Source organism: Weissella paramesenteroides (genome assembly GCF_051903945.1).
GTDB lineage: Bacteria > Bacillota > Bacilli > Lactobacillales > Lactobacillaceae > Weissella > Weissella paramesenteroides_A.
In genome coordinates this window covers 20,174-41,992 of record NZ_CP192269.1, presented here as the reverse complement: position 1 = coordinate 41,992, position 21,819 = coordinate 20,174, and the positions used below count along the sequence as shown (strand labels likewise).

The window sequence follows — 21,819 nt, the reverse complement described above, 5'->3', positions numbered from 1 at the left end:
TATAATACCTCCTAATATGAAGATATTATACAAAAATATTGAAACAAAAAATGCCATAAACAGTCTAAAAGATGTCGTTTATACGACATGCCTTTTGACCCATTTATGACATTTTACGATGGCCCTTTACATCTGTAAGTGAGGGATTCAAGATTGGTTCTGGGAGTAATGATTTTGAAAAAAAGTTTCCAATTTCTTAACCTATAAATTTTAACTAGAGGGCATCAACTTAAAGACAGTAAGAGATTATATTAAATTTAACTTTCGTTATAATGTAATATGCATTAAAGCACGACATAACTTAACAGTTGTGTCGCCTTTTTTTGTGCCTTATAATTAAAGGTGTTAGAATGCGTCATAACTTACCGCCATAAATACATACCCTTTTTTACTGCAAAAGTATCAAATTTGCTATATAAATCAGATTGGAGACATAAGATGAAATACGGTTACGCCAGAGTAAGTACCACGGATCAAAAATTAGAAAATCAGATTGAGAGTTTAAAAAATTCAGGCGCTGAAATAATCTATCAAGAAAAGTTTACTGGTACAACGACTGAACGCCCTGAATTTAATAAATTGCTGAATGAACTAAAAGCAAATGATACATTGATTGTGACAAAATTAGATCGCTTCGCACGAAATACTAGAGAAGCCCTTGATATAATTCAAGACCTATTTAAACGTAACATCAAAGTTAATATTCTGAACATGGGACTAATTGATAACACGCCCACAGGGCAATTAATTTTTACTATTTTTAGTGCTTTTGCCCAATTTGAACGAGACATGATTGTGACACGAACCCAAGAGGGTAAAATATACGCTAAAACACATGACCCCTATTTTCATGAGGGACGCCCACAAACCTACACAGATGAACAAATACGTTTAGCTTATGAGTTGCGCCAACAAGGCATGACTTACAAAATGATTGCTAGAAAGACAGGCATTAGCGAACGTACACAACAAAGGCGATTCAAAGATATTTATCCCTTATAATTATACGTATAAATATAAATTATGCGTATTAATTGTAAACATCATTATGCTATGCTATTATACTTATAAGGGTAAATATTAAGCATACTTAATACGTATGAGGAGGATTAATAATGAAGATTATTACGTTTTCAGCCATAAAGGGTGGCGTTGGCAAAACAACACTTACCTTTAATTATGGTGAGTGGTTAGCTTCCCACAACAATAACGTCCTGTTTGTCGACTTAGATCATCAAAGTAATTTAACTCAAACCTATGGAATTTATGATAGTGCAGAAACTGTCGGAAATATCTTTTTAGGAAGAGGCAAAGTGAAAATACATGAAATCAAAGACAATATTAGTTTAATTGCCGGAGATATGCACTTAGATGATATTGAAAGAGATCTGGAAAATAAAACAAATAAAAATATGTTGCTATACATGTGGTTATCAGATAACTATGATCGTTTGAATTTAGAACGCTTTGATTATATTATTTTGGATAGTCACCCTGATTTTTCTACGGCAACCAAAAATGCAGTGATTATTAGTAACGCTATACTTAGCCCAATTACACCTAGTGAACATGGCTACAATGCAAAATTTAATTTAGAAGAACGCATAAACGAATTACAAAAAGAAGCAATAGATTATTCTAGTAGACAATCTTATGTAACTGCTAAGTTATTTTTTATTGCTAACATGATTAAACATAATACTAAATCTTCCCACGAACTGCTAGAAGCATTAAAAGATGACCCTAACGTCCTTGCAACAGTTCCAGAAAAAGAATTATTTAATCGTTCTACACTTGATAAAACGTCGTTATCAACAATGGCTCTAGATCATAAGACATATATTAATCAACGTGAATTTTTTGATAATATTGATAAAACATTCCAAGAAATTACTAACAGATTATAGACAATAGATATATTTATTAATCATATGTATACTTAGTACGTATGCATATTAAGTATAAAGGAGAATTGGATATGGCATTTAACCCAGAGAATAAACAGATAAAACAAGCTCTACAAAAAACAGAGCAATTTGAACCCAAAGATAAATTAGTAATTCCTGTATTTAATGATGCAGATGAAGATGAACGAACAAAAAATTATACATTTTCACTTCAACCAAGTGTCAGAAAGAGACTTGACGCTTTAGCAAAAGAACATAATTTTAAATCTGCTTCTAAGTTTCTTAATGAACTAATCAAAAACATGTGATAGAAAGGAGGCAGATAAAATGGACCAATTAAAGGATAGTATGAACAGTAACCCAGTAATAAATGAAACCCCTGCACCTAGAATTTCAAACTCTTACACTTTAAAACAAAACATTGCTAATAAACTAGCTAGACGTGCTAAAGAAAAAGAGCTAACAGCTTCTAGATATTTAGAACAACTATTAAAAAAAGAATTTAACTTGAACGGCTAAAAAGAAAGGAAGCCATGAGTGTTGCGGGTGTTCCCATTAAAGATGTTTAGTTGGAAGAGAGATAGGCACTATGTGATGACCCAAACTGGGGCCTCAATGTTGACAATGGAAAAGCAAATTAACAAAGTAGTGGCTGCCGAAGATCCCTTAGTTACTAGCGATTTACACCAGGGAATAGGTGAGGTCAATTTAGGACGCGCATATTTTTTGAACCGCCAATGGTTGACTTACAGGAACTTTGGGAATACTCTTCACATAACCATGACCCTGCTAAACGTAAGTTGTATGACGCTTTGTGGGAGTACGTAATAGGTAAATACCAAAACGATATAATTAGCGAGCATTATTTTACTATCTAATTAAAACGGCTGAAACCCTTGATATGAGCGGAAGTGAAAATTATGAATATTAAACTCCTGATTAATTATTTACTAGCTGAAAAAGCCCATGAATATAATTTCAAAAGAAATTCCCAGCAATTATGTGATACAATGCCTCTTTATGTTGGCAATCATGGAGGCTTTATGTTATGGATGTATTTTGTTACAATTAATTAGTATCGAATGTATAGTATTAAGTAGATAAGGAGGTTACTATGACTAAAGATAGTACAAAAAAAGATAAGAGTGAAGAAGAATCTACTTCATTAAGCCCTCAGAAAGAAGTTAAGGGTAGGCCAGCACCAGCGGACTATAAAAAGGCAGAGTGATTTTTTTACTCGTTAACTAATACTAAAGGCTATTCAAGCGACTGAATTTTTCATAAATTTGGTTGCTTTTTGTTTATAATTTTACAAATAGGGACCTTCTTGAAAAGAAATTAAAATACGTAAACAAAATAGTTCAAAATTGTGAAATGAATATGCTATCCGTTTGATAGCTTTTATCTTATTGTTGGTCATTTCTACGGATCTGTTTGAGAATGTGTAAATAAAGCTATTTTAAATTTCTGATATGTGGTGTTTTAACATTTGGCGCGATTTTTTCATAGTTTCAGGTAATCGTTGGAAACGTGGATCTTGATAATCAGTTTTGGTAGTTTCCCATAATTGGTTGGAGTCCTAATAACGAGCAGTGTACAGCACATCTTGATAAAAATTGTAAGCAGATCGTAGTTCTAGAGACAAAGCCAATAGATAATCAATAACCTCTTGATCTGTTAGATAAGCATAACGATAACCACGACGCTTACGAAAATCAATGTAATTTAGTGCGGTTCCATCTTTCAAAATAAATTTCCAATAATTATCTAATTGCCTATAAGTCCGTGTTCCTGTAATATGAATCTTTCATTGTTTGAATACGAATTGTGTTCAATGAACGATAGACTTATGTCACGACATGAAATCGATCGGTAATGATTTGGCCATGTAGAAATAAATCATGAATCATCTGGCGATAAGGGATAAATAAATCCATAATAATCGTTTTAACAGCAGTTCAAATATGGTAAGAATACTGTTTAAAGTAGTAACACAGACTATTGCTATAACGAATTATGCATGATATCAAATACGCGGTATGACTTTAATTCCAATCAAAATCTCGATATACTTCCCCACGTTATAGGTCATTTCTAGAGGGATCTTGTGTGACAGACTAATTACAGCTGATCTGTTTTTTGTGCTTGCCATAAATTATATACAAGTATAACAAAAAGGTACCGAGGACTAATCTTACAGATTAGTCCTCGGTACCAAATATTGTAGAACATTTATTTAAAATATCTTGTTAAATAAAAAATTTATATATATTAATGTCTATCATAGTATTAATTCACAAAGTAGTTAAATCTGAGTGTCTTTATGAAGTATGATCTTTTAGATAGTATTATAATAAGATGATACTAAATAAATATAATTTTTTACAAAATTATTTATCTATGATAGTATCTACGCGTAGTTATTCTCAATTGTAGAAAGGAATCATTTTATGGATATTACAAAATTATGGCAGTCATTTCAAAATATGTTGCCTACTCTGATTAAAGGGCTAATATTAATACTAGTTGCATGGCTTTTGGCTATACTTATTAAGTATCTAATTACTAAGGGCTTCAAAAAAACTCATCTAGACCGATATTTTGTTAAATGGAATATTTTTACTAATATGGAACAGGCAGATGCTTTGATAACTGCACTTGGTAAGATATTCTATTATTTGGTTTGGCTACTTTTTTTGCCAGGAATTTTTACAACTTTTGGCTTGGATTCAATCGCATCGCCAATCACAGACATGATGAATTACATTTTAAGCTACTTACCTAATATTTTATTGGCAGCTGTCTTACTAACGATTGGGTTCCTCGTTGCCAAGCTTGTTAAGAACTTAGTCTACAATTTAGCAGCTACCCTAAAAGTTGATCATTACATTGATAAATTTGTTGGTACGTCGCCTAACAAAGATACGAAAGACTCAATTGCCAATGTTTTGGCGATGGTCTGCTACTTACTTGTCTTGATTCCAATTGCGATCGTTGCTTTAGAAGCGCTTAAGATCTCAACGATCACAAAGCCACTTGTTACCGTTTTGAATAGTATCTTAGCTGCTATTCCAGACATTTTGGTTGCTGTAATCTTACTGGCAGTCGGTATCGTGATTGCAAAGGTTGCTGGTAATCTTGTTACGAGTTTGTTGGCCAATACTGGTATCGATAAAATGGCGGCAGAAGCCTACCCTAAAGAAAAAGCTCCAACAACTGCTCTTTCCAAAATTTTAGGTCAGGTTGTTGCAGCCATTGTAGGCCTCTTCTTCGTTGTTGAAGCTTTACACGCCCTTAAGCTCGAAGTGCTAGACACGGTAGGAAAGGCAATCATTAGCTACTTACCGAACTTATTATTTGCTGTGATAATTCTAGGGCTTGGTTTCTTTGGTGGTCAGTTTGTCGGGAAAGTCCTTACGAACGCTACTAAAAATAAATGGCTCGGTATGATTACCCAAGTAGTCTTTGGAATTTTCGCCGTCTTTATGGCCTTAGACCAACTAGACTTTGCCAATAGTATCGTTAACACCGCATTCCTGTTTATCGTCGGTGGCCTTGCAGTGGCCTTCGCCCTCGCCTTTGGTTTGGGCGGGCGAGATTTTGCTCATAACCAATTAGAAAAATTGGACCATAAATTAAGTGATCAAACAAATGAGAATGACAATGGGAATAAATAATTCTTGGCAACTAGCTATACAGGTACTCATTTACTAAAGATAATTAGCCAAAGACGATACTGACTGCCAATACGAGGCTGTTAGTATCGTTTTTAATTTACTTAAAATTAGTTCTAAGTGGGTTTTGCCGTCTTATATTTAAACCCCGATAGCAGCCACTATACCAAATTTCAGCTCTCTGTTAGTGATTGGACTAACTCAGGGTATAAACTCATAGTGGTCATGATTGTGGAAACTCACCTCATACCTACCTTAGCTCTGGGTAAAATAGTAGCCTGGCTGACCTATTTAAAGACGTTGCTTAGCAGCTGGCCAAATGACGTTGTCGGCTTGCCAAGTATCGATAACTCCTAAGGAAAATAACAGGAAGCGTTATATTTTCACGCCACTATAGGCATGTTAGTATGTGCATAATCGTTAAGGAAATTATTTCTAAAAGCATAAGTTAACCTAAGGAGGTTCACTGTATGGCTAAAGATAGAGATGACTAGAAAATGACGAGAGAATAAGCGGGGCAAAAGGGCGGTGAAAAAACTGCTGACACCCACGACAAAGATTTCTACAAGAAGATTGGTAGAAAAGGTGGTAAAGCTATAATATATAGGGTTACTATACCGTCACATTACATTCTTACCGCTTTCCTTAACGAGGTAAATAATAAAAGTAAAGAGACTATCAGGTTGATAGCCTCTTTTTTCTTAAATGCAACTTAGGTGATTTTTACCTGTGCCGCAATCCAAAAATTAACAAATTTCTGAGGAGGTAGTTAACATGCCACATGAACATGGGCCTAAGAGCCAAGGACCAAAAAGGGTTATTTGCAAAAAGATGAAGACGCTTATTTAAGCGAACAACCGAAATTGGAAGCATATGGTTATGCGCCAGGCCAGTCATTGAAGGACAAAGTCGCTGTAATTACTGGTGGTGACAGTGGTATTGGTGCCGCCACGGCTATCTTATTCGCCAAAGAAGGAGCACAAGTTGTGCTCGTGTATTATGAATCTGACGCCGATGCTGATAGAACAGCGAAGAGAATTAGTGAAGTTGGTAAAGAGCCATTGGCTTTTGCCACTGATATTGGTAGTGAAGATGCAGTGGTTGAACTAGCGGATAAAATCACAGAAAAATTCCCCAAGGTTGATATCCTGGTCAATAATGCAGGAGAGCAACATGTACATGAACACTTGTAGGATATTACTGCTGCTGAGTTTACAAGAACATTTCAAACAAATGTTTTGGGAATGTTTATGCTAACTAAGCATTATTCATGTTACTTAGCCAACATGATGCGATCATTAATACAGCTTCGATTACTGCATATGCAGGTGCACCAACTTTGATCGACTATTCAGCTAGCAAGGGAGCCATTGTATCATTCACACGTTCTCTGTCACAAAATAAAGATATGTTAGAAAAGGGTATACCCTATGCATAATTTAAGAAGAAAAAAACTATCATTTTTGTTTACATTTAAATCGGTCATAAGTCTAATAAAGATAGCTTTTATTAGGTAAATTTTAGTTATTAAAAATAACAAAACCAATAATCCTTATTCTGAACTAAAACCCAAATAAAAACGAGGATCACAGAAATTAATCTGTCATCCTCGCTTTCCGTAAACAAAGCCCAAAGTAAGCTGTTTGCTAAGTTAGGCTTGCTCAATCACGATTTGATCATCCTTCAAATCAGCCTTCAAGTTTTTGATATCTAAGTGGTCAAGGTAGAAATCCGTTACCTTATCACGAATTTGTTGTTCAATCACCCTTCTTAATGGACGAGCTCCCATTGCTTCGTCATATCCTTGTTCCATCAACCAATCCTTAGCTGCATCGGTTACTTTCAAAGTCAAATCCTTTTTCGCTAGTGTTTTTTGAACATCGGAAATCATTAAATCAACAATCTGACTTAAATCTTGCTTAGTTAGATGTGAGAATTCAACGATTCCATTGAACCGGTTTAGGAATTCTGGACGGAAGAATGGAGCCAACTTATCCATTAAAGTTTGGTCTCTGTCTGCATCGCCAGTTAACTTTTCATTACCAAATCCAGCATTGGATGTAGCAATAATAATGGTATTCTTGAAGTTAATTACATTACCCTGTCCATCCGTCAAACGACCGTCATCCATTACCTGAAGCAAAAGCGTCAATACTTGTGGATCTGCTTTTTCAATTTCATCTAGTAATACAATTGAATAAGGATTTCGACGTACTCGTTCCGTTAAGGTATTAGAGTTATCATCATAGCCTACATAACCAGCTGATGTACCAATTAATTTTGAAACAGCAGTCCGATCTGAATACTCACTCATATCCAATCGAATGATTGCATCCTTATCACCAAACATGTCTAATGCTAATTGTTTAGCTAATTCAGTTTTACCAACCCCGGTTGGACCAACAAATAGGAAACTACCGATAGGCTGTTCACCTTCTGAGAAGCCAGCTCGATTCCGACGAATAGCTCTAGCAACCATTGCTACCGCTTCATCTTGACCGATAACTTTACTCTTTAAGCGACTATCCAAATCTTTTAACCGTTCAATATCATTAGCACCCATATCTGAGACTGGAATTCCCGTTAACCGTTCTACTGATTGAGCAACATCATCAACGGTAGCCACTACTTCTTCCTTTTTACCTACATTATCAATTTGCTTATTAGCAGCCTCGATTTGTTGCTTCAAATCCGCGGCCCGCTTAAAGTCTTCTTTTTCCACCGCTTGATCTTTTTCTTTTTGCAATTGATTGAGCTTTTCCTTTAAAGCTGTTTCATCATTTTCAGGCTGATGTGCTGCCAAATGAGCCGCTGTCATATCAATCAAATCAATTGCTTTATCTGGTAGCGTTCTTTGTGGAATATATTGGATGGAGTAATCCACCGCTGCCTTCAAAACATCATCTGGCAATTTTACATGATGATGTTCTTCATACAAGTTTTTGATACCCTTCAGAATTTTAAGAGTGTCTTCAGCATTAGGTTCATTGACTACAACATCATTGAATCGACGAGCCAAAGCTGCATTTTTCAAAATTGTATTGCGATATTCATCTTGGGTAGTGGCACCAATAACGGTTAGTTCGCCGCGAGACAATGCTGGCTTAATAATATCAGCTAAGCCTTTACCACCGTCTTCACCACCTGTTGAACCAGTACCAATTATCTGGTGGATTTCATCAAAGAATAGAATAATATTGCCAACAGCCTTAACTTCCTTGACTAAGTCTTTGATGTTCTCTTCAAAAGAACCGCGATACTGAGTTCCAGCTTCTAAGGAGGACAAGTCAATAGAGTAAATTTCTTTGTCCCGAATTGCTTCTGGAACTTTACCATTTACAATCGCTTGCGCCAGTCCCTCAACTATGGCTGTTTTACCAACCCCCGCATCGCCAACTAAAATTGGATTGTTTTTGGTTCGACGGCTTAAAATTTCCGCTGTTTCTTGAATTTCATTTTCACGTCCAATAACTGAATCTAGCAATCCATCACGTGCTTGTTCTGTTAAGTTGGTTCCTAGTTTTTCTAAAATACCACCCTTTTTAAGAGCTTGTTGTCCATCTTTAGATACTTCAATTGTTTTTGCTTGTTCTGGTAATTTACCAGTTGCTCGATATTGAGTAAACTCGTCTGGAGTTAACGATTGACCATTAACCAAGTAGCGAGCAGAATCTGAGTTAGGATTCCCCATACGTTTAAATACTTGGTTAAAAATATCATCCATATCATTATTGAAAAAAGGATCATTTCCGTAGGAATTTGCCATATTACAATGCCTCCATAAAAACTTATATGTGTAACTTAGTGACCATAATACCCTTTCGAACTACGGCTAATTGTATCACGACTTTTATGTATCACTAAGTAAAATGCTTATCAGTATATTAAACGAGATAATTTGAAATACCATTACAATAAAACCTTTCAGGACAAATTGCCGTTAATTAGTATATCAAAATATAATATGTAACTACATAATATATTTTTTGCGATCAATCTAGCTTAGATTGCCCTGTTCGGGCAGAACTTTCCATGAAATGGTCTGCTGGAAGAGCTCCTGCTTAGAGCATGCGTCAAGTGCGAAATTTGTCTTGATGAAATCATGCTTATTATGCAAAATAATTCGGCAGACAGCCCCCGTCGGGTAGACGCCATTTGCGGATTTATTCCGCAAATGGCATACGCAAACTCATGGAAAAATGACTAGCATATTGAGGCGTACCCAAAAAGTTAAAGTAAAATATTTTAGCTGATTAAGCGGCCATTTGTCGGTATTCTACCGGTGAGTGGCCGTTTAATTTTACTTGAATTCGTGTGTTGTTGTAATACAGTATCCAATTGTTAATTGCGTCAATCAACTCTTTTGCCGATGAATAATTGTTCAATGGGCCAATTTCGACCTTCAATTTATTAAAGAAACTTTCCATAACCGCATTGTCTAGAGCGGTCGCGCGACGCGACATGCTTTGGATGATGCGGTTTTTCTTCAGCGTCTTACGCCATGATCTGTGCCGATATTGCCAACCTTGATCAGTGTGAATGGTTGTTCGATAAGAAAGTTCTGGCATTCGCTCTACGAGCTGATTAAGCGGTTGTAGGGTAAATTCGAGATTCGGACGGGTGCTAATTGAATGTGTAAGAATCTCGTTGTTGTACATATCTAGGATTGGTTCTAAATATACTTTTTCTCCAGTGGCCGGAACTTTAAACTCCGTGACGTCACTAGATAGTTTTTGTAATGGTCGATCAGTCTTGAAACGACGGTGAATCTTGTTCTTCACTCGTTTCCCTTCAGGACCCTTAGATGAATCATACTTACGCGATTGCTTGTTATACCCAACGCCTTTTAACCCCATCTCATGCATGTGTCGTTGGATCTTCTTGTGATTTACCTTTGCGAACTCAGGTTGCTTTCGCAACTCTAAATAAACTCGACGCACACCATAGTGATTATCCGCTTCCCAAATCGTCCTGATAGCCACGCGAAGTGGCTCATCGGGGTCTTCCTTTTTAAACTTTCGTTTCCAGTAGTGTACTGTACTTTCTGCAATCGGAAGAACCTTTAGAATATCTACTAGTTTAAATTGCGCCTCGAGTCGGCAAGCTACTTCTGAGATTTGTCGGTTCGTTGCTGAATCGAGGCTAATAATTTTAACGCTTCATTTTCAATCTTCAATCGAAGAACTTCGTCTTCGAGTTGAGCGAGTTGATTTTCTTGATCCGTCAACGGTTTATCTGACTTAGGCTTCTTGTTAGGCATTTTAGGTTTTCGTCCTTTTTGTATAGACAATAACCCATTTGGCCCAAGTTTGGAATATATCTCTTTCCACTTTACTATTTGAGCGGTGCCTACATAGCCAAATTTAGCTGCAACTTCAGTATTCGAAGCGTTATTTCTGATTGCCCACGAAGCTAATTCAACTCGAAATTTTCCAGTTGGTTTTGGAGGATTAAATAACACGTCAGATCCGTGTGTTTTATACGCCTCTAACAGCATCTTGAAACTCGTATAGTGTATGCCATAACGTTTAGCAACTTCTTGTTTACTTTTGTTCCCTGAAAAATATTCCAGGATTGCCTCAAGTTTTGTTTGTTTTGATATCTTAGTCATAAAGAAAAACCCCGAAAGTTACTTTAACTTTCGGGGTACGCCTCATATAGCTAGTCATTTTTCCATGAGTTTGCGTAGCTAGGGGGTCAAGGGGCGAGCGCTAGCGTCCCCTTTGCAAGCACCAAATCAGTCACTTAAGTGGCTAGCATGTGGGTTGCTTGCCAAACCCCACGAATTGATTTATTATGTGAGTAGAAACCCTAAGGGTTTCACGAGCTTAATCAATCAATTCACTTGCCTGAAAGGCAAAACAAAGGGGGGTGGGGTTTGTGAGCGAACAACACAATATGGCTAGCTCTCTATCCGATAAACAACCCAATCGGAAAGACAGTCGGCAAATCAATTTTAGAGTGAGCGAGCAGGACTATTTAAAGCTTTCGCAATCTGCAAAAACTTTAAATATGTCCGTGCCTGCTTTTGTCAAAAAGAAGGCACAAGGGGCACGGATCGTTGCCCCTAAGATTGGCGCAAAAGAAGCCCAAGAATTGACCCGTCAATTAGCAAAAATCGGGGGCAATCTTAATCAATTAACCAAACATGCCAATCAAGGGGGCAATGTCCCTGCCCAAGCATTGCAGGAACTGCAAAGTGAGGTGGCACACATATGGCAACAACTCACATAAAACGGTCTGCCAGCGCGTCACGCCTTGTCAATTACGCTGAAAAACGGGCAGTTTTAAAAGACGGACTAAACCTTGATGTTGACTACGCAAAAAGTCAATTTAAACAAGTCCGTGAAGTGTATGGTAATCAAGGCAAAACACAAGCGTATGCTAGTCGTATCTCGTTTAGTCCCAAAGAATTTGACCCGACAAACGAAAACGACCAACAAAAAGCGCTCGATATTGCCAAAGAAGTGTATCAACAAACCTACCCTAATCAACAAGTGGCACTATATGAGCATGCTAATACGGACGCCTTACATATTCACGCTGTCATTGGGGCAATCGACTTGGAAACCGGCAAGAAAATGCACGGAAATTGGCAAGAATATCGTGAAAAGCTCGTTCATAACACCGATGAAATCGTACAAAAACATGGACTAGAAGTAACGCACCCTGATCCTGAACGCTATGAAAAACGTTCTATGGCAGAAATTAAAATGCATGATCGTGGGCAACCCACATGGAAAGACCAAATCAGGCAGGCTGTTGATAGCACGATGTCTAATCAACTTATTTCCGATTTTCAAGCGTTTAAAGACGATTTAAAACAAAAAGCAATAGATGTATGGGAACGAGGTAAAGACCTTACCTATCAGCTAACTGGGACGAATTATAAAGCTCGTGGCAATAAACTTGGCACAGCTTACGAAAAGGAGGCAATTTACAATGAGTTGGAAAGACGTACCAGAGACCCAAGATGCAACCAAACAGATACCAGAAACCCAGATACAAACAGATTTAACAGCGCTCAATCAGACCCTGAAAGAAATCAGGAACTATCAGGGCACACAAATTCAACTACAAAGCAAACAACAAATCGAACTGACCGAACAGCTGACACAAATCGACCAAGCCAGCCAAAAGGTCAATCAAGCCTTTCAAGAGACCTTGAACAATTTAGAGAACAGCAAAGAAACCAGCAGAGAACGATTAGTCGCTCTGCTCAAAGACGCTCAAAATCAGTTCAACGAACAAACAAAGACGGTCAATCGCAAAACAATCGACGAATTGCAACAGATAAACAGTCTGCAAAAGAGCAACAACGCCACGTTGAAAGCCCTAAACGACAGCCTAAACCAGACCGTTCAAAGGACTATGGACCAAGTCGCTAATCGGTTATCGACTGAAATTAATCAAACTCATAAAAAAATGAGCTGGTTTGAAATAAAAAATTATTTGTATGCTATTGTACCAACAGGATTGCTCTCAGGGTTCGTATTTTGGTTTCTTACATATTTTTTCGCATAACTAATATTTTTTTATGTATACTGACCTGTTTTTTAACAGCACCCAACTCTCTCAATGCCTCACAACAAAACGACTAATTCAAATCCTATCGTTATAACCAGCTCGCAAAGCTCTCTCTCGACATTTCACCAACAATCCCCTAAGTGGGGCAATTGGTGAGCTTCATTATGTGCATCTCATAACGACTGACTTTCGTCACAGTAGATTACGCGCAAGCTATCCCTTACAACCCATTCGGTTGTGTTTTGACGTTGTTTATATATTGTTAACATATGAAGATATTGACAACTAAAAAACGTCTCTAATGATGGTTTAGAGACGTTTTTTCATATAGGTAACTGTTTAACCCTTTACACAATCCGGGGACTACCGACTTCGATTCATTACTGAACCAGCTTCTCCGCAGGCTTTATGTCTTCATCACGGCGCAACCCGTGACCGAATCCTAATTAGCTATCCAAACGTGGACTAATTAGCATTTCCTCTCCATTTCTTTGTTTACACTGTCCATGGAGCGCACAGCAAGGACCTTCACTTAACGTCCTAGTGTCCACCTAGGCTTCTTTTTAGCTGCGTGAGTTATACGCTTGTTTGATATCGGTTAACACTACTCCCCGGCAAAAGAAAAAGGCTTTGTGGTTCTCTCATCAAGATCCACAAAGTCCGTTGTTATCGTCTTTGCCAGGAATTTTCCTGTCTTTTTTTCTAACCATATCTTGTCTAAAAACTTTACACCGCTACCAGATATGTTATACTTAAAAGTAAATCTTGATGTGGTTGTGCACATCAAGTCATACCAAGTGGGACGCCAATCCCGACAAGGTACTTCTTATAAAAAGCAATCTCCAAGAACACCAATTCTTGGGGCTTTTTTTTTGCATTTGTATTTAATTGATGCTTTCAGTTTACCACAGCAAACCCTTTCATGAAACAGGTAATTCATATCTACATAATTAAAAAATCATAGAAAGTCATCTAAGTTGTGTTTAATTATTTGCAGTGCGTGGTAAAAATTTCTGAAAAGATACCTCATTAAATGCTATATACAACACATAGCGAATAGAGAGTCATATGGGTGAAACGGTAACTGACTAACTCTTTTCTACTTGTATTTTCATATTACTTGTTTTTCTTGTATGTATATTTTATTGGCGTAGTCAAATATGGTAATTTTTTTATTTTAGTTATTGCCCCTTGGTTAATTTAGTTGTACCAGTCGGTAAGTTCTTTTAATAGCTAGAATGTACATTCTAAGCAACTTTAAATTTTTGTTTATATCAATATATATTTAAAATTACCTATGACGATGTAATAGGCAGTTTTAAACTTACTGGATCTTCAATAAAGGTCCTCCGATAAAATGCGCTGAGCTTGTTTATCAATCATAGTGATATGAATAAACTCTTTTGAAATAATTTTTTAAAGGTGAAGAAGGCATAGCCTATTATAAGTTTATCTTATATATTTTAATCTTTTGTTCTTTTGCGTGGTTATAAATCCAGTAATGACAAGGGTTTATAACCTAATAGGTCTACAAAAAACTATGCATAGGTCTACAAAAAACTATGCATAGGTCTACAAAAAACTATGTATAGGTCTACAAAAAAACTTTAAATGTAGTTACTTCGGTGTACAATAAAAGCATAAAGAAAATCCTGGCTAAAAGTTTTTCTTTATGCTTCTAATAACACGCACAAAGGAGCGTATTTGTATGGCTATTATAACAGAATTGAATTCAAGGAAAGAACAGACAGCGCCTGATTTGGCGAAACGTAAAGTGGTCGAACATAATAGTTTAATCACGTCCATTGCCAAAATGGATAAGACGCCACTCAAAATGTTTGAGCTAGCTGTGTCTTTAATTGATACGGATCATCCACCCAAAGATCAAACAGTGTATTTATCGAAACGGGAGTTGTTTGCGTTTTTTAAAGTTGATGACAACAACAAACATAGTCGATTTAAAGAAGCTGTTGAAAAAATGCAAAAGCAAGCCTTTTTTCAGATTAAAAAAGAACAAGACAAAGGTTTTGATTTTGAGAGTATTGTACCGATTCCTTATGTTAAATGGGCTGATTATCATGATGAAGTCACTATCGAGTTCAGTGACCGAATTATGCCATATTTAATTAATCTGAAAAATAATTTTACGCAACATGCTTTGTCAGACCTTGCGGAATTAAATAGCAAATATGCTATTATTTTATATCGATGGTTATCGATGAATTACAATCAGTATGAGCATTATCACGTTAAAGGTGGACGCCGAGAGGCACAAGTTGAAGGTTATCGTAATCCCATAATAAGGATGCATGAGTTACGAGAAATGACTGATACTGTTAATGAATATAAAAAATTTGCAAACTTTGAAACTAGGGTATTGAAAGAACCTTTAGCAGAAATTACAGATCGTACTAGCTTTAATGTAGCGTACGATAAGGTAAAAAAAGGACGGAGTATTGACAGTATTATCTTTCATATCACGAAAAAACAGGCGGCAGACGATACTAGTTACAAACAAGATGACCCAGCCTATATTGACGGTAAGATGAGGCAAGAAGAGAATGAAGAAAAGCTTGTTTATCAAGCTATGAAAAGTCAATATACAAAGTTATTGATGGAACATTTTTTATTGTCATATCTTGATTTAACGGACACGGATATTTTGGCAGGGCTACAAAAAAATGTTTATCCATTATATGATGAGTTAAAAAAGTTACGTGGTTTAAATGGTGTGAAAGAACACTTGGCCTATATCAGAGACAAGCAAGATGACTATTCGAAAAAGAATATTGCTAAGTATCTTAAAAAATCGATTGAACAGTATCTACCAATCGTTAAAAGGCAGGATATAGATCATGAGTGAAAATTTAAAAACAATCCGAGAACTTGCTGATGAGTTGGGAGTATCTAAAAAGAAAATACATTACCAAGTGTCTAAATTAGATAGCAATTTGATACGAAGATTGGACGGCACTATATATCTTGGTAAATCTGCAATATCAAAGATAAAATCAAATATGGGTTACTCCGAAATGTCTATTTCAGATACTTTAGATATCCAAAATAGACACGTATTAGATAGTGGATTAGACACTGAAAAAAATAAACTAATTAATGAAAAGTCTGAACAAATTAGTTATTTGAAAGAGCAACTGAATAAAAGAGATGGTCAGTTAGCTATCAAAGATGAACAGATAAAAAGTCTAGTTGAAATTCAGAATCAGACACAAAACTTACTAGATCAACAACAACGATTAGCATTACAGGATAAAAAACTGCTAGAAGAATACAAGTCAGAAATACAAAGCCTCAAAGCATTAACAACAGAAGATAATAAAGCTCATGCAGAAGAACAGTCTGAAGATGCTAATATTAGTGTAAAAGATAAATCAAAGCGCTGGTGGCGTTTTGGAAAGTAGAAAACATTTTTAGAGAAAGACTGCTGGGATAATATGAAGAATTTTGATAATGTGAATGAACGAGTAATAGACGATTTGAGGCGAGAAATTAAGTCTCATAGCAAAATAAAAATCGCAGTTGCATCTTTTTCAATCTATGCGTATGAGGCACTTAAAACCGAATTAGAAAAAACAGATGCTGTTCAATTTTTGTTTACGAGTGATTTATTTAGGGAATAATGTCAATACTTTGGAGTGGTTTTTAGATAGCCCCGCGAGGGGCCGGAGCTACCCCGAAAGTTTAATCAAAAAGAATAAACGAGGTCCAGGCAATCATCGCCCGGACCTCGTTTGTTTTCTATAATTTATTTTCGGATTCAATCATGTGAGAATCATAGTTATCAATTTTCCACTGTAAATAATCACGGGCATCAACAATTTCTTTTACCTTTTCGTTAAGCGTATTAATTGCTTCGCCTAGAATGTCTTTACGGGCTGGAATGGTAGTCGGGTTGTCTTCGAACACGGCGCTGATGTCAAGATTATGGACAGGCTTTTTTGGCACCGAGAGGTACCGCACTCCGAAAATTTTTCAAAACCCGGATTTCAGCTTAAAACGGCGTGATTTCTGGGTGTTTTTGTAGGTGGAACAGGGCCGAGCCCTACCGGTGAGAGAAAACAGGTGGTATAGATTGTGAACCAGCCGGATTTCACAAGTTGTATCGTGCAACAAATAAGCCTTCACAAGGCAAATTTTTGAAATTCACAAGTGACGGCTTATAAACGGCGTCGTACCGGCTAGTGCCGATAACCGGCATTATGTTAAGCAGCAAGTGGTATAGCTGCCGGACGGGTCTTCGTAGATATTCTGGTGGTGTTCCACCAGTAGTCATAGCGGTGCGCTCCTGCAATAATCGCATTGATTGACCAACTTAAGCGACGTGGGTTGAAGAATTCTGATTTGAAAAATGAGTGATAGTTTTCGATGATTGTGTTGTACTCGGGATGCCCCGGTGAGCTGAATGAGTGCATGAGGCCATAAAATGAGACGGTATCTTCGTATTCTTCACTGATGAAGTGGGAACCGTTATCTGAGTGCAAAATGATTGATGTTTCGGCGTTGAGAATCGATTTAGGAATTTGACGCATAGCTGTTTGAAGTGCTCGTTTAGTTAAATCAGATGTCATATCATAGCCAACGACGGCACCAATGACATCACCGGTAAACCAGTCTAGAACGCTGGCTTTATAGAGTTTCTGCTTATCTGGCATCACCAGGTAAGTTACATCGGTTGTGAGAACTTGGTATGGTCGTTCAATGATAATGTCTTTAACCAGATTGTCGCGTTCAACAACTGGACGGCCGCGATTTCCTTTATAAGACTGAGTGATAACAGACTTATATTCAATCTTCTGCATCAAGCGATGAACACGGTGTTCATCGGTATGTATGTCATATTGATCGGCCAATTCCTGCACCATACGCTTAATTCCGTAGGAATTATTGAACTCGTGCGCGTCAACGATTTCTTGAATTTTCTCGATTATCAGAGCGTCTTGTAAATCGTGTTCTGTGGGCGATTTTGGAGCTTTGTGCGAATAAAAAGTGCTTGAGGGCACATTCATGACCGCAAGCAACTTGGTTTGAGAATATTTCGCATTTTCAGACATATCGACGACGGCGCGCTCCGCTAAACTCATCGTCGGTTGGATTTTTTTATCTGTTCACGTGAGTATTTGTCCATTAAAGTGACTGCTTCACGCAAAATTTGGTTATCTTGTTCGAGTTCGGCGATTCTCGCTTCAAGTTCAGAGACTGTTTTCTTGGTAAATTTTTTCGCCATTGTCATTCACCGCAGGTGAATACTCACGGACCCAGCGCCGAACGGCGCTTATTGAGATTTTATTTTCACGTGAAATTTGGCTTAATGTTTGTTTTTCATCCCAATGTAGGGCAGCGATAGCTGCCTTCTGTTCAGGGGAATAATAATTTCGTGTAGTCATAATAAAAAGACGCTCCTGCTGGTTTCATTTTACAGGAAATGGTTCTAAAAACCACTCCATGAAACTAGCATAAGCACCTAGCTTAATTTTTTTAAAATTAGAAGGGATCGTTTGTTTGACGTACGCAAAAATAAAAGCGGAGTAAAAAATGAGGCGTACCCAAAAAGTTAAAGTAAAATATTTTAGCTGATTAAGCGGCCATTTGTCGGTATTCTACCGGTGAGTGGCCGTTTAATTTTACTTGAATTCGTGTGTTGTTGTAATACAGTATCCAATTGTTAATTGCGTCAATCAACTCTTTTGCCGATGAATAATTGTTCAATGGGCCAATTTCGACCTTCAATTTATTAAAGAAACTTTCCATAACCGCATTGTCTAGAGCGGTCGCGCGACGCGACATGCTTTGGATGATGCGGTTTTTCTTCAGCGTCTTACGCCATGATCTGTGCCGATATTGCCAACCTTGATCAGTGTGAATGGTTGTTCGATAAGAAAGTTCTGGCATTCGCTCTACGAGCTGATTAAGCGGTTGTAGGGTAAATTCGAGATTCGGACGGGTGCTAATTGAATGTGTAAGAATCTCGTTGTTGTACATATCTAGGATTGGTTCTAAATATACTTTTTCTCCAGTGGCCGGAACTTTAAACTCCGTGACGTCACTAGATAGTTTTTGTAATGGTCGATCAGTCTTGAAACGACGGTGAATCTTGTTCTTCACTCGTTTCCCTTCAGGACCCTTAGATGAATCATACTTACGCGATTGCTTGTTATACCCAACGCCTTTTAACCCCATCTCATGCATGTGTCGTTGGATCTTCTTGTGATTTACCTTTGCGAACTCAGGTTGCTTTCGCAACTCTAAATAAACTCGACGCACACCATAGTGATTATCCGCTTCCCAAATCGTCCTGATAGCCACGCGAAGTGGCTCATCGGGGTCTTCCTTTTTAAACTTTCGTTTCCAGTAGTGTACTGTACTTTCTGCAATCGGAAGAACCTTTAGAATATCTACTAGTTTAAATTGCGCCTCGAGTCGGCAAGCTACTTCTGAGATTTGTCGGTTCGTTGCTGAATCGAGGCTAATAATTTTAACGCTTCATTTTCAATCTTCAATCGAAGAACTTCGTCTTCGAGTTGAGCGAGTTGATTTTCTTGATCCGTCAACGGTTTATCTGACTTAGGCTTCTTGTTAGGCATTTTAGGTTTTCGTCCTTTTTGTATAGACAATAACCCATTTGGCCCAAGTTTGGAATATATCTCTTTCCACTTTACTATTTGAGCGGTGCCTACATAGCCAAATTTAGCTGCAACTTCAGTATTCGAAGCGTTATTTCTGATTGCCCACGAAGCTAATTCAACTCGAAATTTTCCAGTTGGTTTTGGAGGATTAAATAACACGTCAGATCCGTGTGTTTTATACGCCTCTAACAGCATCTTGAAACTCGTATAGTGTATGCCATAACGTTTAGCAACTTCTTGTTTACTTTTGTTCCCTGAAAAATATTCCAGGATTGCCTCAAGTTTTGTTTGTTTTGATATCTTAGTCATAAAGAAAAACCCCGAAAGTTACTTTAACTTTCGGGGTACGCCTCAAAAACAGACATTTTTTTTACACAAACCATGGAATGAACTGACTACTTTCCGCTATTTTACAAATAAGGAAGCCTACGGCTTATTTCGATGCTAGTTATTTTCACAAAAAATGGTACAACGTAATTTATTCTAAAAGAAACTTATTTTAAAAGAATAACAGATGGCGGTTTTTCATTATCTTGAATATGAACAAGCTTATTCTGGGAAAGTCCGAATGCTGGACTATTGAATAGAAACCAGTTAAGGCAGTGGTGTATAGGTTCTTTTTGGACGCTTAAAAAATGAACTGTTTTATATGGAGTATTCTGGAAGGATATTAGTATAGACCCAGTGATCAGTATTTTTGACACTGAGTTGTTTAAATAGTACGTTTTTATTAGTAGAAATAAAACAAATAGGAGATAAAATAATGAAACAAGTACCAGAAACAAAAATCAAACTAACGGATGTAAAGGAGTTGATTAATAAAGGGTATAACCTTTTAGGTGAGCTTCGTGAAGAAGCAGATGCTCCAGTAGCAAAAGCAGAATTTCTGACAGAAGAAATTACAACCGTTTATGGAGAAGAAGCAGCGCGTAAATTTTATAATCCTGAAAACTTCAAGCGGGAAGGGTCTATGCCAAAAGTAGTATTGAAAACTTTATTTGGTGAAGACGGCGTACAGACGATAGATGGAAAGAAACACCATCAACGTAAAAATTATTTCATGGATTTGATGACTCCAGAACGTATAGAAGACTATAGAGCTATTCTAGATCAAAATCTTGCAACCGAACTCGATCAGCAACATGGCACTTTTGAGTTATTCGACCTTTCTAAAAGAGTTCTCTTTAACTCTATTTGTGAATGGGCTGGAATTAATCTAGCACAGTATGATCCGAAAGAAATCGATAAGCTTGCTAGTAATCAAATATCCATGATTAGCGGAGCCATCACTTCTCCAACGGACCACTTGAAAGGAGTAAAAGACCGTAACGAATCAGAGGGATGGGCTCAATCATTAATTAAAGAAGCTCGCAAAAATCCTGTACCAGGCAAAGAAAATCTTGCCCTCTATACATTCGCGCAAGCAGAAGACCTAGAAGGAGAGTTATTACCAGTAGAGGTTGCAGCAGTTGAATTGCTAAACATCATTCGTCCTACTGTAGCACTGACGGTTTGGATGGCCTTAATGGGGCATGCGCTTTTCAGTAAAACGAACTTGTATGACCAATTAAAAGAAGACTTTGATACCCTACAAGATTCCTTTATTCAAGAAATGCGTCGCTACTATCCATTCTTTCCTATGTTACCAGCAATCGCTCTTCGTGATGTAGAAATTGATGGTTACGAAATACCAAAAGATAGCTGGGTTGTCTTAGATATTTATGGTACAAACCATGACGCTCGTACGATTGATCATCCAGAAAAATTTGATATCAAAAGATATATTGGAAAAACAAAAGAAATTTCTTATGAAGAAGAATACGAAATGATTGCGCAAGGTGGAGGAGAATTTAGAAATATGCACCGTTGTGCAGGAGAATGGATTACTCTTCACAGTATGCGTGTCTTTTCTGACCAATTAGTAAATAAATATAACTTTAGTATTCCCGAACAAGACTGGACCGTTCCAATGAACCAATTTCCTACGTATCCAAATAGTAAAGCATTGTTGTTTAAAGAATGATTTAAAAATAAAAGTTTGGTAGAGAGCTCCCAATAAAATGGTACCCA

At 37.1% G+C, this 21,819-nt stretch carries 23 protein-coding genes and 1 pseudogene; 13 read left to right on the top strand and 11 right to left on the bottom strand.

The features are described from left to right. The first annotated feature begins 438 nt into the window (after positions 1-438). The 4 genes from ACQ4QH_RS10450 (at position 439) to ACQ4QH_RS10435 (ending at position 2,426) form a co-directional block, all read left to right on the top strand. The gene (locus ACQ4QH_RS10450) at positions 439-1,002 is read left to right on the top strand and encodes a recombinase family protein (protein WP_228180038.1); all 564 of its coding nucleotides are present in this window, start codon (positions 439-441) and stop codon (positions 1,000-1,002) included. A gap of 113 nt (positions 1,003-1,115) precedes the next feature. Beyond that, complete coding sequence (locus tag ACQ4QH_RS10445) at positions 1,116-1,907, top strand: ParA family protein (protein ID WP_042493534.1); 792 nt, start codon at positions 1,116-1,118, stop codon at positions 1,905-1,907. Between the two features lie 71 nt (positions 1,908-1,978). Beyond that, complete coding sequence (locus tag ACQ4QH_RS10440; RefSeq protein ID WP_042493535.1) at positions 1,979-2,215, top strand: hypothetical protein; 237 nt, start codon at positions 1,979-1,981, stop codon at positions 2,213-2,215. A 19-nt stretch (positions 2,216-2,234) separates the two neighbouring features. Next, positions 2,235-2,426, top strand: coding sequence for a hypothetical protein (locus ACQ4QH_RS10435; protein WP_042493536.1), 192 nt, complete (start codon positions 2,235-2,237; stop codon positions 2,424-2,426). A gap of 790 nt (positions 2,427-3,216) precedes the next feature. Here ACQ4QH_RS10435 and ACQ4QH_RS10430 read toward each other — a convergent pair. From ACQ4QH_RS10430 to ACQ4QH_RS10420, 3 genes are all read right to left on the bottom strand, one after another. Next, positions 3,217-3,357 carry a transposase gene (locus tag ACQ4QH_RS10430; RefSeq protein ID WP_353939045.1) on the bottom strand — a complete coding sequence of 47 codons (141 nt, stop codon included), beginning with the start codon at positions 3,355-3,357 and terminating at the stop codon, positions 3,217-3,219. 129 nt (positions 3,358-3,486) lie between these two features. Continuing rightward, on the bottom strand, positions 3,487-3,654 hold the full coding sequence (locus ACQ4QH_RS10425; protein ID WP_165207172.1) for a hypothetical protein: 168 nt from the start codon (positions 3,652-3,654) through the stop codon (positions 3,487-3,489). Positions 3,655-3,754: 100 nt separating this feature from the next. Then, positions 3,755-3,850 (bottom strand): transposase, encoded by a 96-nt coding sequence (locus ACQ4QH_RS10420; protein ID WP_439819542.1) that lies wholly within the window; start codon positions 3,848-3,850, stop codon positions 3,755-3,757. Positions 3,851-4,357: 507 nt separating this feature from the next. Between ACQ4QH_RS10420 and ACQ4QH_RS10415 the strand changes: the two genes are divergently transcribed. The 4 genes and pseudogenes from ACQ4QH_RS10415 (at position 4,358) to ACQ4QH_RS10400 (ending at position 7,019) form a co-directional block, all read left to right on the top strand. Then, complete coding sequence (locus ACQ4QH_RS10415) at positions 4,358-5,584, top strand: mechanosensitive ion channel (RefSeq protein WP_404975720.1); 1,227 nt, start codon at positions 4,358-4,360, stop codon at positions 5,582-5,584. A 545-nt stretch (positions 5,585-6,129) separates the two neighbouring features. Then, a pseudogene (locus ACQ4QH_RS10410) lies at positions 6,130-6,297 on the top strand (KGG domain-containing protein); the annotation flags it as partial. Positions 6,298-6,402: 105 nt separating this feature from the next. Then, on the top strand, positions 6,403-6,774 hold the full coding sequence (locus ACQ4QH_RS10405; RefSeq protein WP_439819531.1) for an SDR family NAD(P)-dependent oxidoreductase: 372 nt from the start codon (positions 6,403-6,405) through the stop codon (positions 6,772-6,774). 77 nt (positions 6,775-6,851) lie between these two features. Beyond that, positions 6,852-7,019, top strand: coding sequence for an SDR family NAD(P)-dependent oxidoreductase (locus tag ACQ4QH_RS10400; RefSeq protein WP_251939997.1), 168 nt, complete (start codon positions 6,852-6,854; stop codon positions 7,017-7,019). Positions 7,020-7,232: 213 nt separating this feature from the next. On the opposite strand, the gene ACQ4QH_RS10395 is transcribed toward ACQ4QH_RS10400, so the two are convergent. The 3 genes from ACQ4QH_RS10395 to ACQ4QH_RS10385 form a co-directional block, all read right to left on the bottom strand. Beyond that, entirely contained in the window at positions 7,233-9,347 is a 2,115-nt protein-coding gene (locus ACQ4QH_RS10395) for an ATP-dependent Clp protease ATP-binding subunit (RefSeq protein ID WP_439819530.1), read from the bottom strand. 487 nt (positions 9,348-9,834) lie between these two features. Next, positions 9,835-10,650, bottom strand: a complete 816-nt coding sequence (locus ACQ4QH_RS10390) for an IS3 family transposase (protein ID WP_439819497.1) — start codon at positions 10,648-10,650, stop codon at positions 9,835-9,837. Between the two features lie 35 nt (positions 10,651-10,685). Next, on the bottom strand, positions 10,686-11,192 hold the full coding sequence (locus ACQ4QH_RS10385; protein WP_439818706.1) for a helix-turn-helix domain-containing protein: 507 nt from the start codon (positions 11,190-11,192) through the stop codon (positions 10,686-10,688). A 269-nt stretch (positions 11,193-11,461) separates the two neighbouring features. Between ACQ4QH_RS10385 and ACQ4QH_RS10380 the strand changes: the two genes are divergently transcribed. The 4 genes from ACQ4QH_RS10380 (at position 11,462) to ACQ4QH_RS10365 (ending at position 16,527) form a co-directional block, all read left to right on the top strand. Beyond that, positions 11,462-11,815, top strand: coding sequence for a MobC family plasmid mobilization relaxosome protein (locus ACQ4QH_RS10380; RefSeq protein WP_042493542.1), 354 nt, complete (start codon positions 11,462-11,464; stop codon positions 11,813-11,815). Beyond that, entirely contained in the window at positions 11,797-12,969 is a 1,173-nt protein-coding gene (locus ACQ4QH_RS10375) for a relaxase/mobilization nuclease domain-containing protein (RefSeq protein WP_439819529.1), read from the top strand. Before ACQ4QH_RS10380 ends, ACQ4QH_RS10375 begins: the two co-directional genes overlap by 19 nt. Positions 12,970-14,816: 1,847 nt before the next feature. After that, positions 14,817-15,971 carry a RepB family plasmid replication initiator protein gene (locus tag ACQ4QH_RS10370; protein ID WP_439819528.1) on the top strand — a complete coding sequence of 385 codons (1,155 nt, stop codon included), beginning with the start codon at positions 14,817-14,819 and terminating at the stop codon, positions 15,969-15,971. Then, positions 15,964-16,527 (top strand): DNA-binding protein, encoded by a 564-nt coding sequence (locus tag ACQ4QH_RS10365; RefSeq protein ID WP_439819527.1) that lies wholly within the window; start codon positions 15,964-15,966, stop codon positions 16,525-16,527. The genes ACQ4QH_RS10370 and ACQ4QH_RS10365 overlap by 8 nt, the downstream gene beginning before the upstream one ends. Positions 16,528-16,864: 337 nt before the next feature. Here the strand turns inward: ACQ4QH_RS10365 and ACQ4QH_RS10360 are convergent, their stop codons facing one another. From ACQ4QH_RS10360 to ACQ4QH_RS10340, 5 genes are all read right to left on the bottom strand, one after another. Next, positions 16,865-17,032: a MerR family transcriptional regulator gene (locus tag ACQ4QH_RS10360; protein ID WP_439819526.1), complete on the bottom strand. Its 168-nt coding sequence runs from the start codon at positions 17,030-17,032 to the stop codon at positions 16,865-16,867. A 296-nt stretch (positions 17,033-17,328) separates the two neighbouring features. Next, positions 17,329-18,207 carry an IS3 family transposase gene (locus ACQ4QH_RS10355; protein WP_439819525.1) on the bottom strand — a complete coding sequence of 293 codons (879 nt, stop codon included), beginning with the start codon at positions 18,205-18,207 and terminating at the stop codon, positions 17,329-17,331. Positions 18,208-18,315: 108 nt separating this feature from the next. Beyond that, positions 18,316-18,510, bottom strand: coding sequence for a transposase (locus ACQ4QH_RS10350; RefSeq protein WP_439819524.1), 195 nt, complete (start codon positions 18,508-18,510; stop codon positions 18,316-18,318). 190 nt (positions 18,511-18,700) lie between these two features. Beyond that, positions 18,701-19,516, bottom strand: coding sequence for an IS3 family transposase (locus ACQ4QH_RS10345; protein ID WP_439819497.1), 816 nt, complete (start codon positions 19,514-19,516; stop codon positions 18,701-18,703). Positions 19,517-19,551: 35 nt separating this feature from the next. Next, positions 19,552-20,058: a helix-turn-helix domain-containing protein gene (locus tag ACQ4QH_RS10340; RefSeq protein WP_439818706.1), complete on the bottom strand. Its 507-nt coding sequence runs from the start codon at positions 20,056-20,058 to the stop codon at positions 19,552-19,554. Between the two features lie 454 nt (positions 20,059-20,512). Here ACQ4QH_RS10340 and ACQ4QH_RS10335 point away from each other — a divergent pair, with 454 nt between their 5' ends. Next, a complete protein-coding gene (locus ACQ4QH_RS10335) occupies positions 20,513-21,772 on the top strand; it encodes a cytochrome P450 (RefSeq protein WP_439819541.1) in 1,260 nt (419 codons plus the stop codon). The last annotated feature ends 47 nt before the right edge of the window (positions 21,773-21,819 follow it).

What these genes read in the sequence shown, in the direction of transcription:
- ACQ4QH_RS10450 (WP_228180038.1), top strand. Translation starts at nt 439, where the DNA reads ATGAAATACGGTTACGCCAGAGTAAGTACCACGGATCAAAAATTAGAA.
- ACQ4QH_RS10445 (WP_042493534.1), top strand. Translation starts at nt 1,116, where the DNA reads ATGAAGATTATTACGTTTTCAGCCATAAAGGGTGGCGTTGGCAAAACA.
- ACQ4QH_RS10440 (WP_042493535.1), top strand. Translation starts at nt 1,979, where the DNA reads ATGGCATTTAACCCAGAGAATAAACAGATAAAACAAGCTCTACAAAAA.
- ACQ4QH_RS10435 (WP_042493536.1), top strand. Translation starts at nt 2,235, where the DNA reads ATGGACCAATTAAAGGATAGTATGAACAGTAACCCAGTAATAAATGAA.
- ACQ4QH_RS10415 (WP_404975720.1), top strand. Translation starts at nt 4,358, where the DNA reads ATGGATATTACAAAATTATGGCAGTCATTTCAAAATATGTTGCCTACT.
- ACQ4QH_RS10400 (WP_251939997.1), top strand. Translation starts at nt 6,852, where the DNA reads ATGTTACTTAGCCAACATGATGCGATCATTAATACAGCTTCGATTACT.
- ACQ4QH_RS10395 (WP_439819530.1), bottom strand. Translation starts at nt 9,347, where the DNA reads ATGGCAAATTCCTACGGAAATGATCCTTTTTTCAATAATGATATGGAT.
- ACQ4QH_RS10385 (WP_439818706.1), bottom strand. Translation starts at nt 11,192, where the DNA reads ATGACTAAGATATCAAAACAAACAAAACTTGAGGCAATCCTGGAATAT.
- ACQ4QH_RS10375 (WP_439819529.1), top strand. Translation starts at nt 11,797, where the DNA reads ATGGCAACAACTCACATAAAACGGTCTGCCAGCGCGTCACGCCTTGTC.
- ACQ4QH_RS10370 (WP_439819528.1), top strand. Translation starts at nt 14,817, where the DNA reads ATGGCTATTATAACAGAATTGAATTCAAGGAAAGAACAGACAGCGCCT.
- ACQ4QH_RS10365 (WP_439819527.1), top strand. Translation starts at nt 15,964, where the DNA reads ATGAGTGAAAATTTAAAAACAATCCGAGAACTTGCTGATGAGTTGGGA.
- ACQ4QH_RS10355 (WP_439819525.1), bottom strand. Translation starts at nt 18,207, where the DNA reads ATGAGTTTAGCGGAGCGCGCCGTCGTCGATATGTCTGAAAATGCGAAA.
- ACQ4QH_RS10350 (WP_439819524.1), bottom strand. Translation starts at nt 18,510, where the DNA reads ATGACTACACGAAATTATTATTCCCCTGAACAGAAGGCAGCTATCGCT.
- ACQ4QH_RS10340 (WP_439818706.1), bottom strand. Translation starts at nt 20,058, where the DNA reads ATGACTAAGATATCAAAACAAACAAAACTTGAGGCAATCCTGGAATAT.
- ACQ4QH_RS10335 (WP_439819541.1), top strand. Translation starts at nt 20,513, where the DNA reads ATGAAACAAGTACCAGAAACAAAAATCAAACTAACGGATGTAAAGGAG.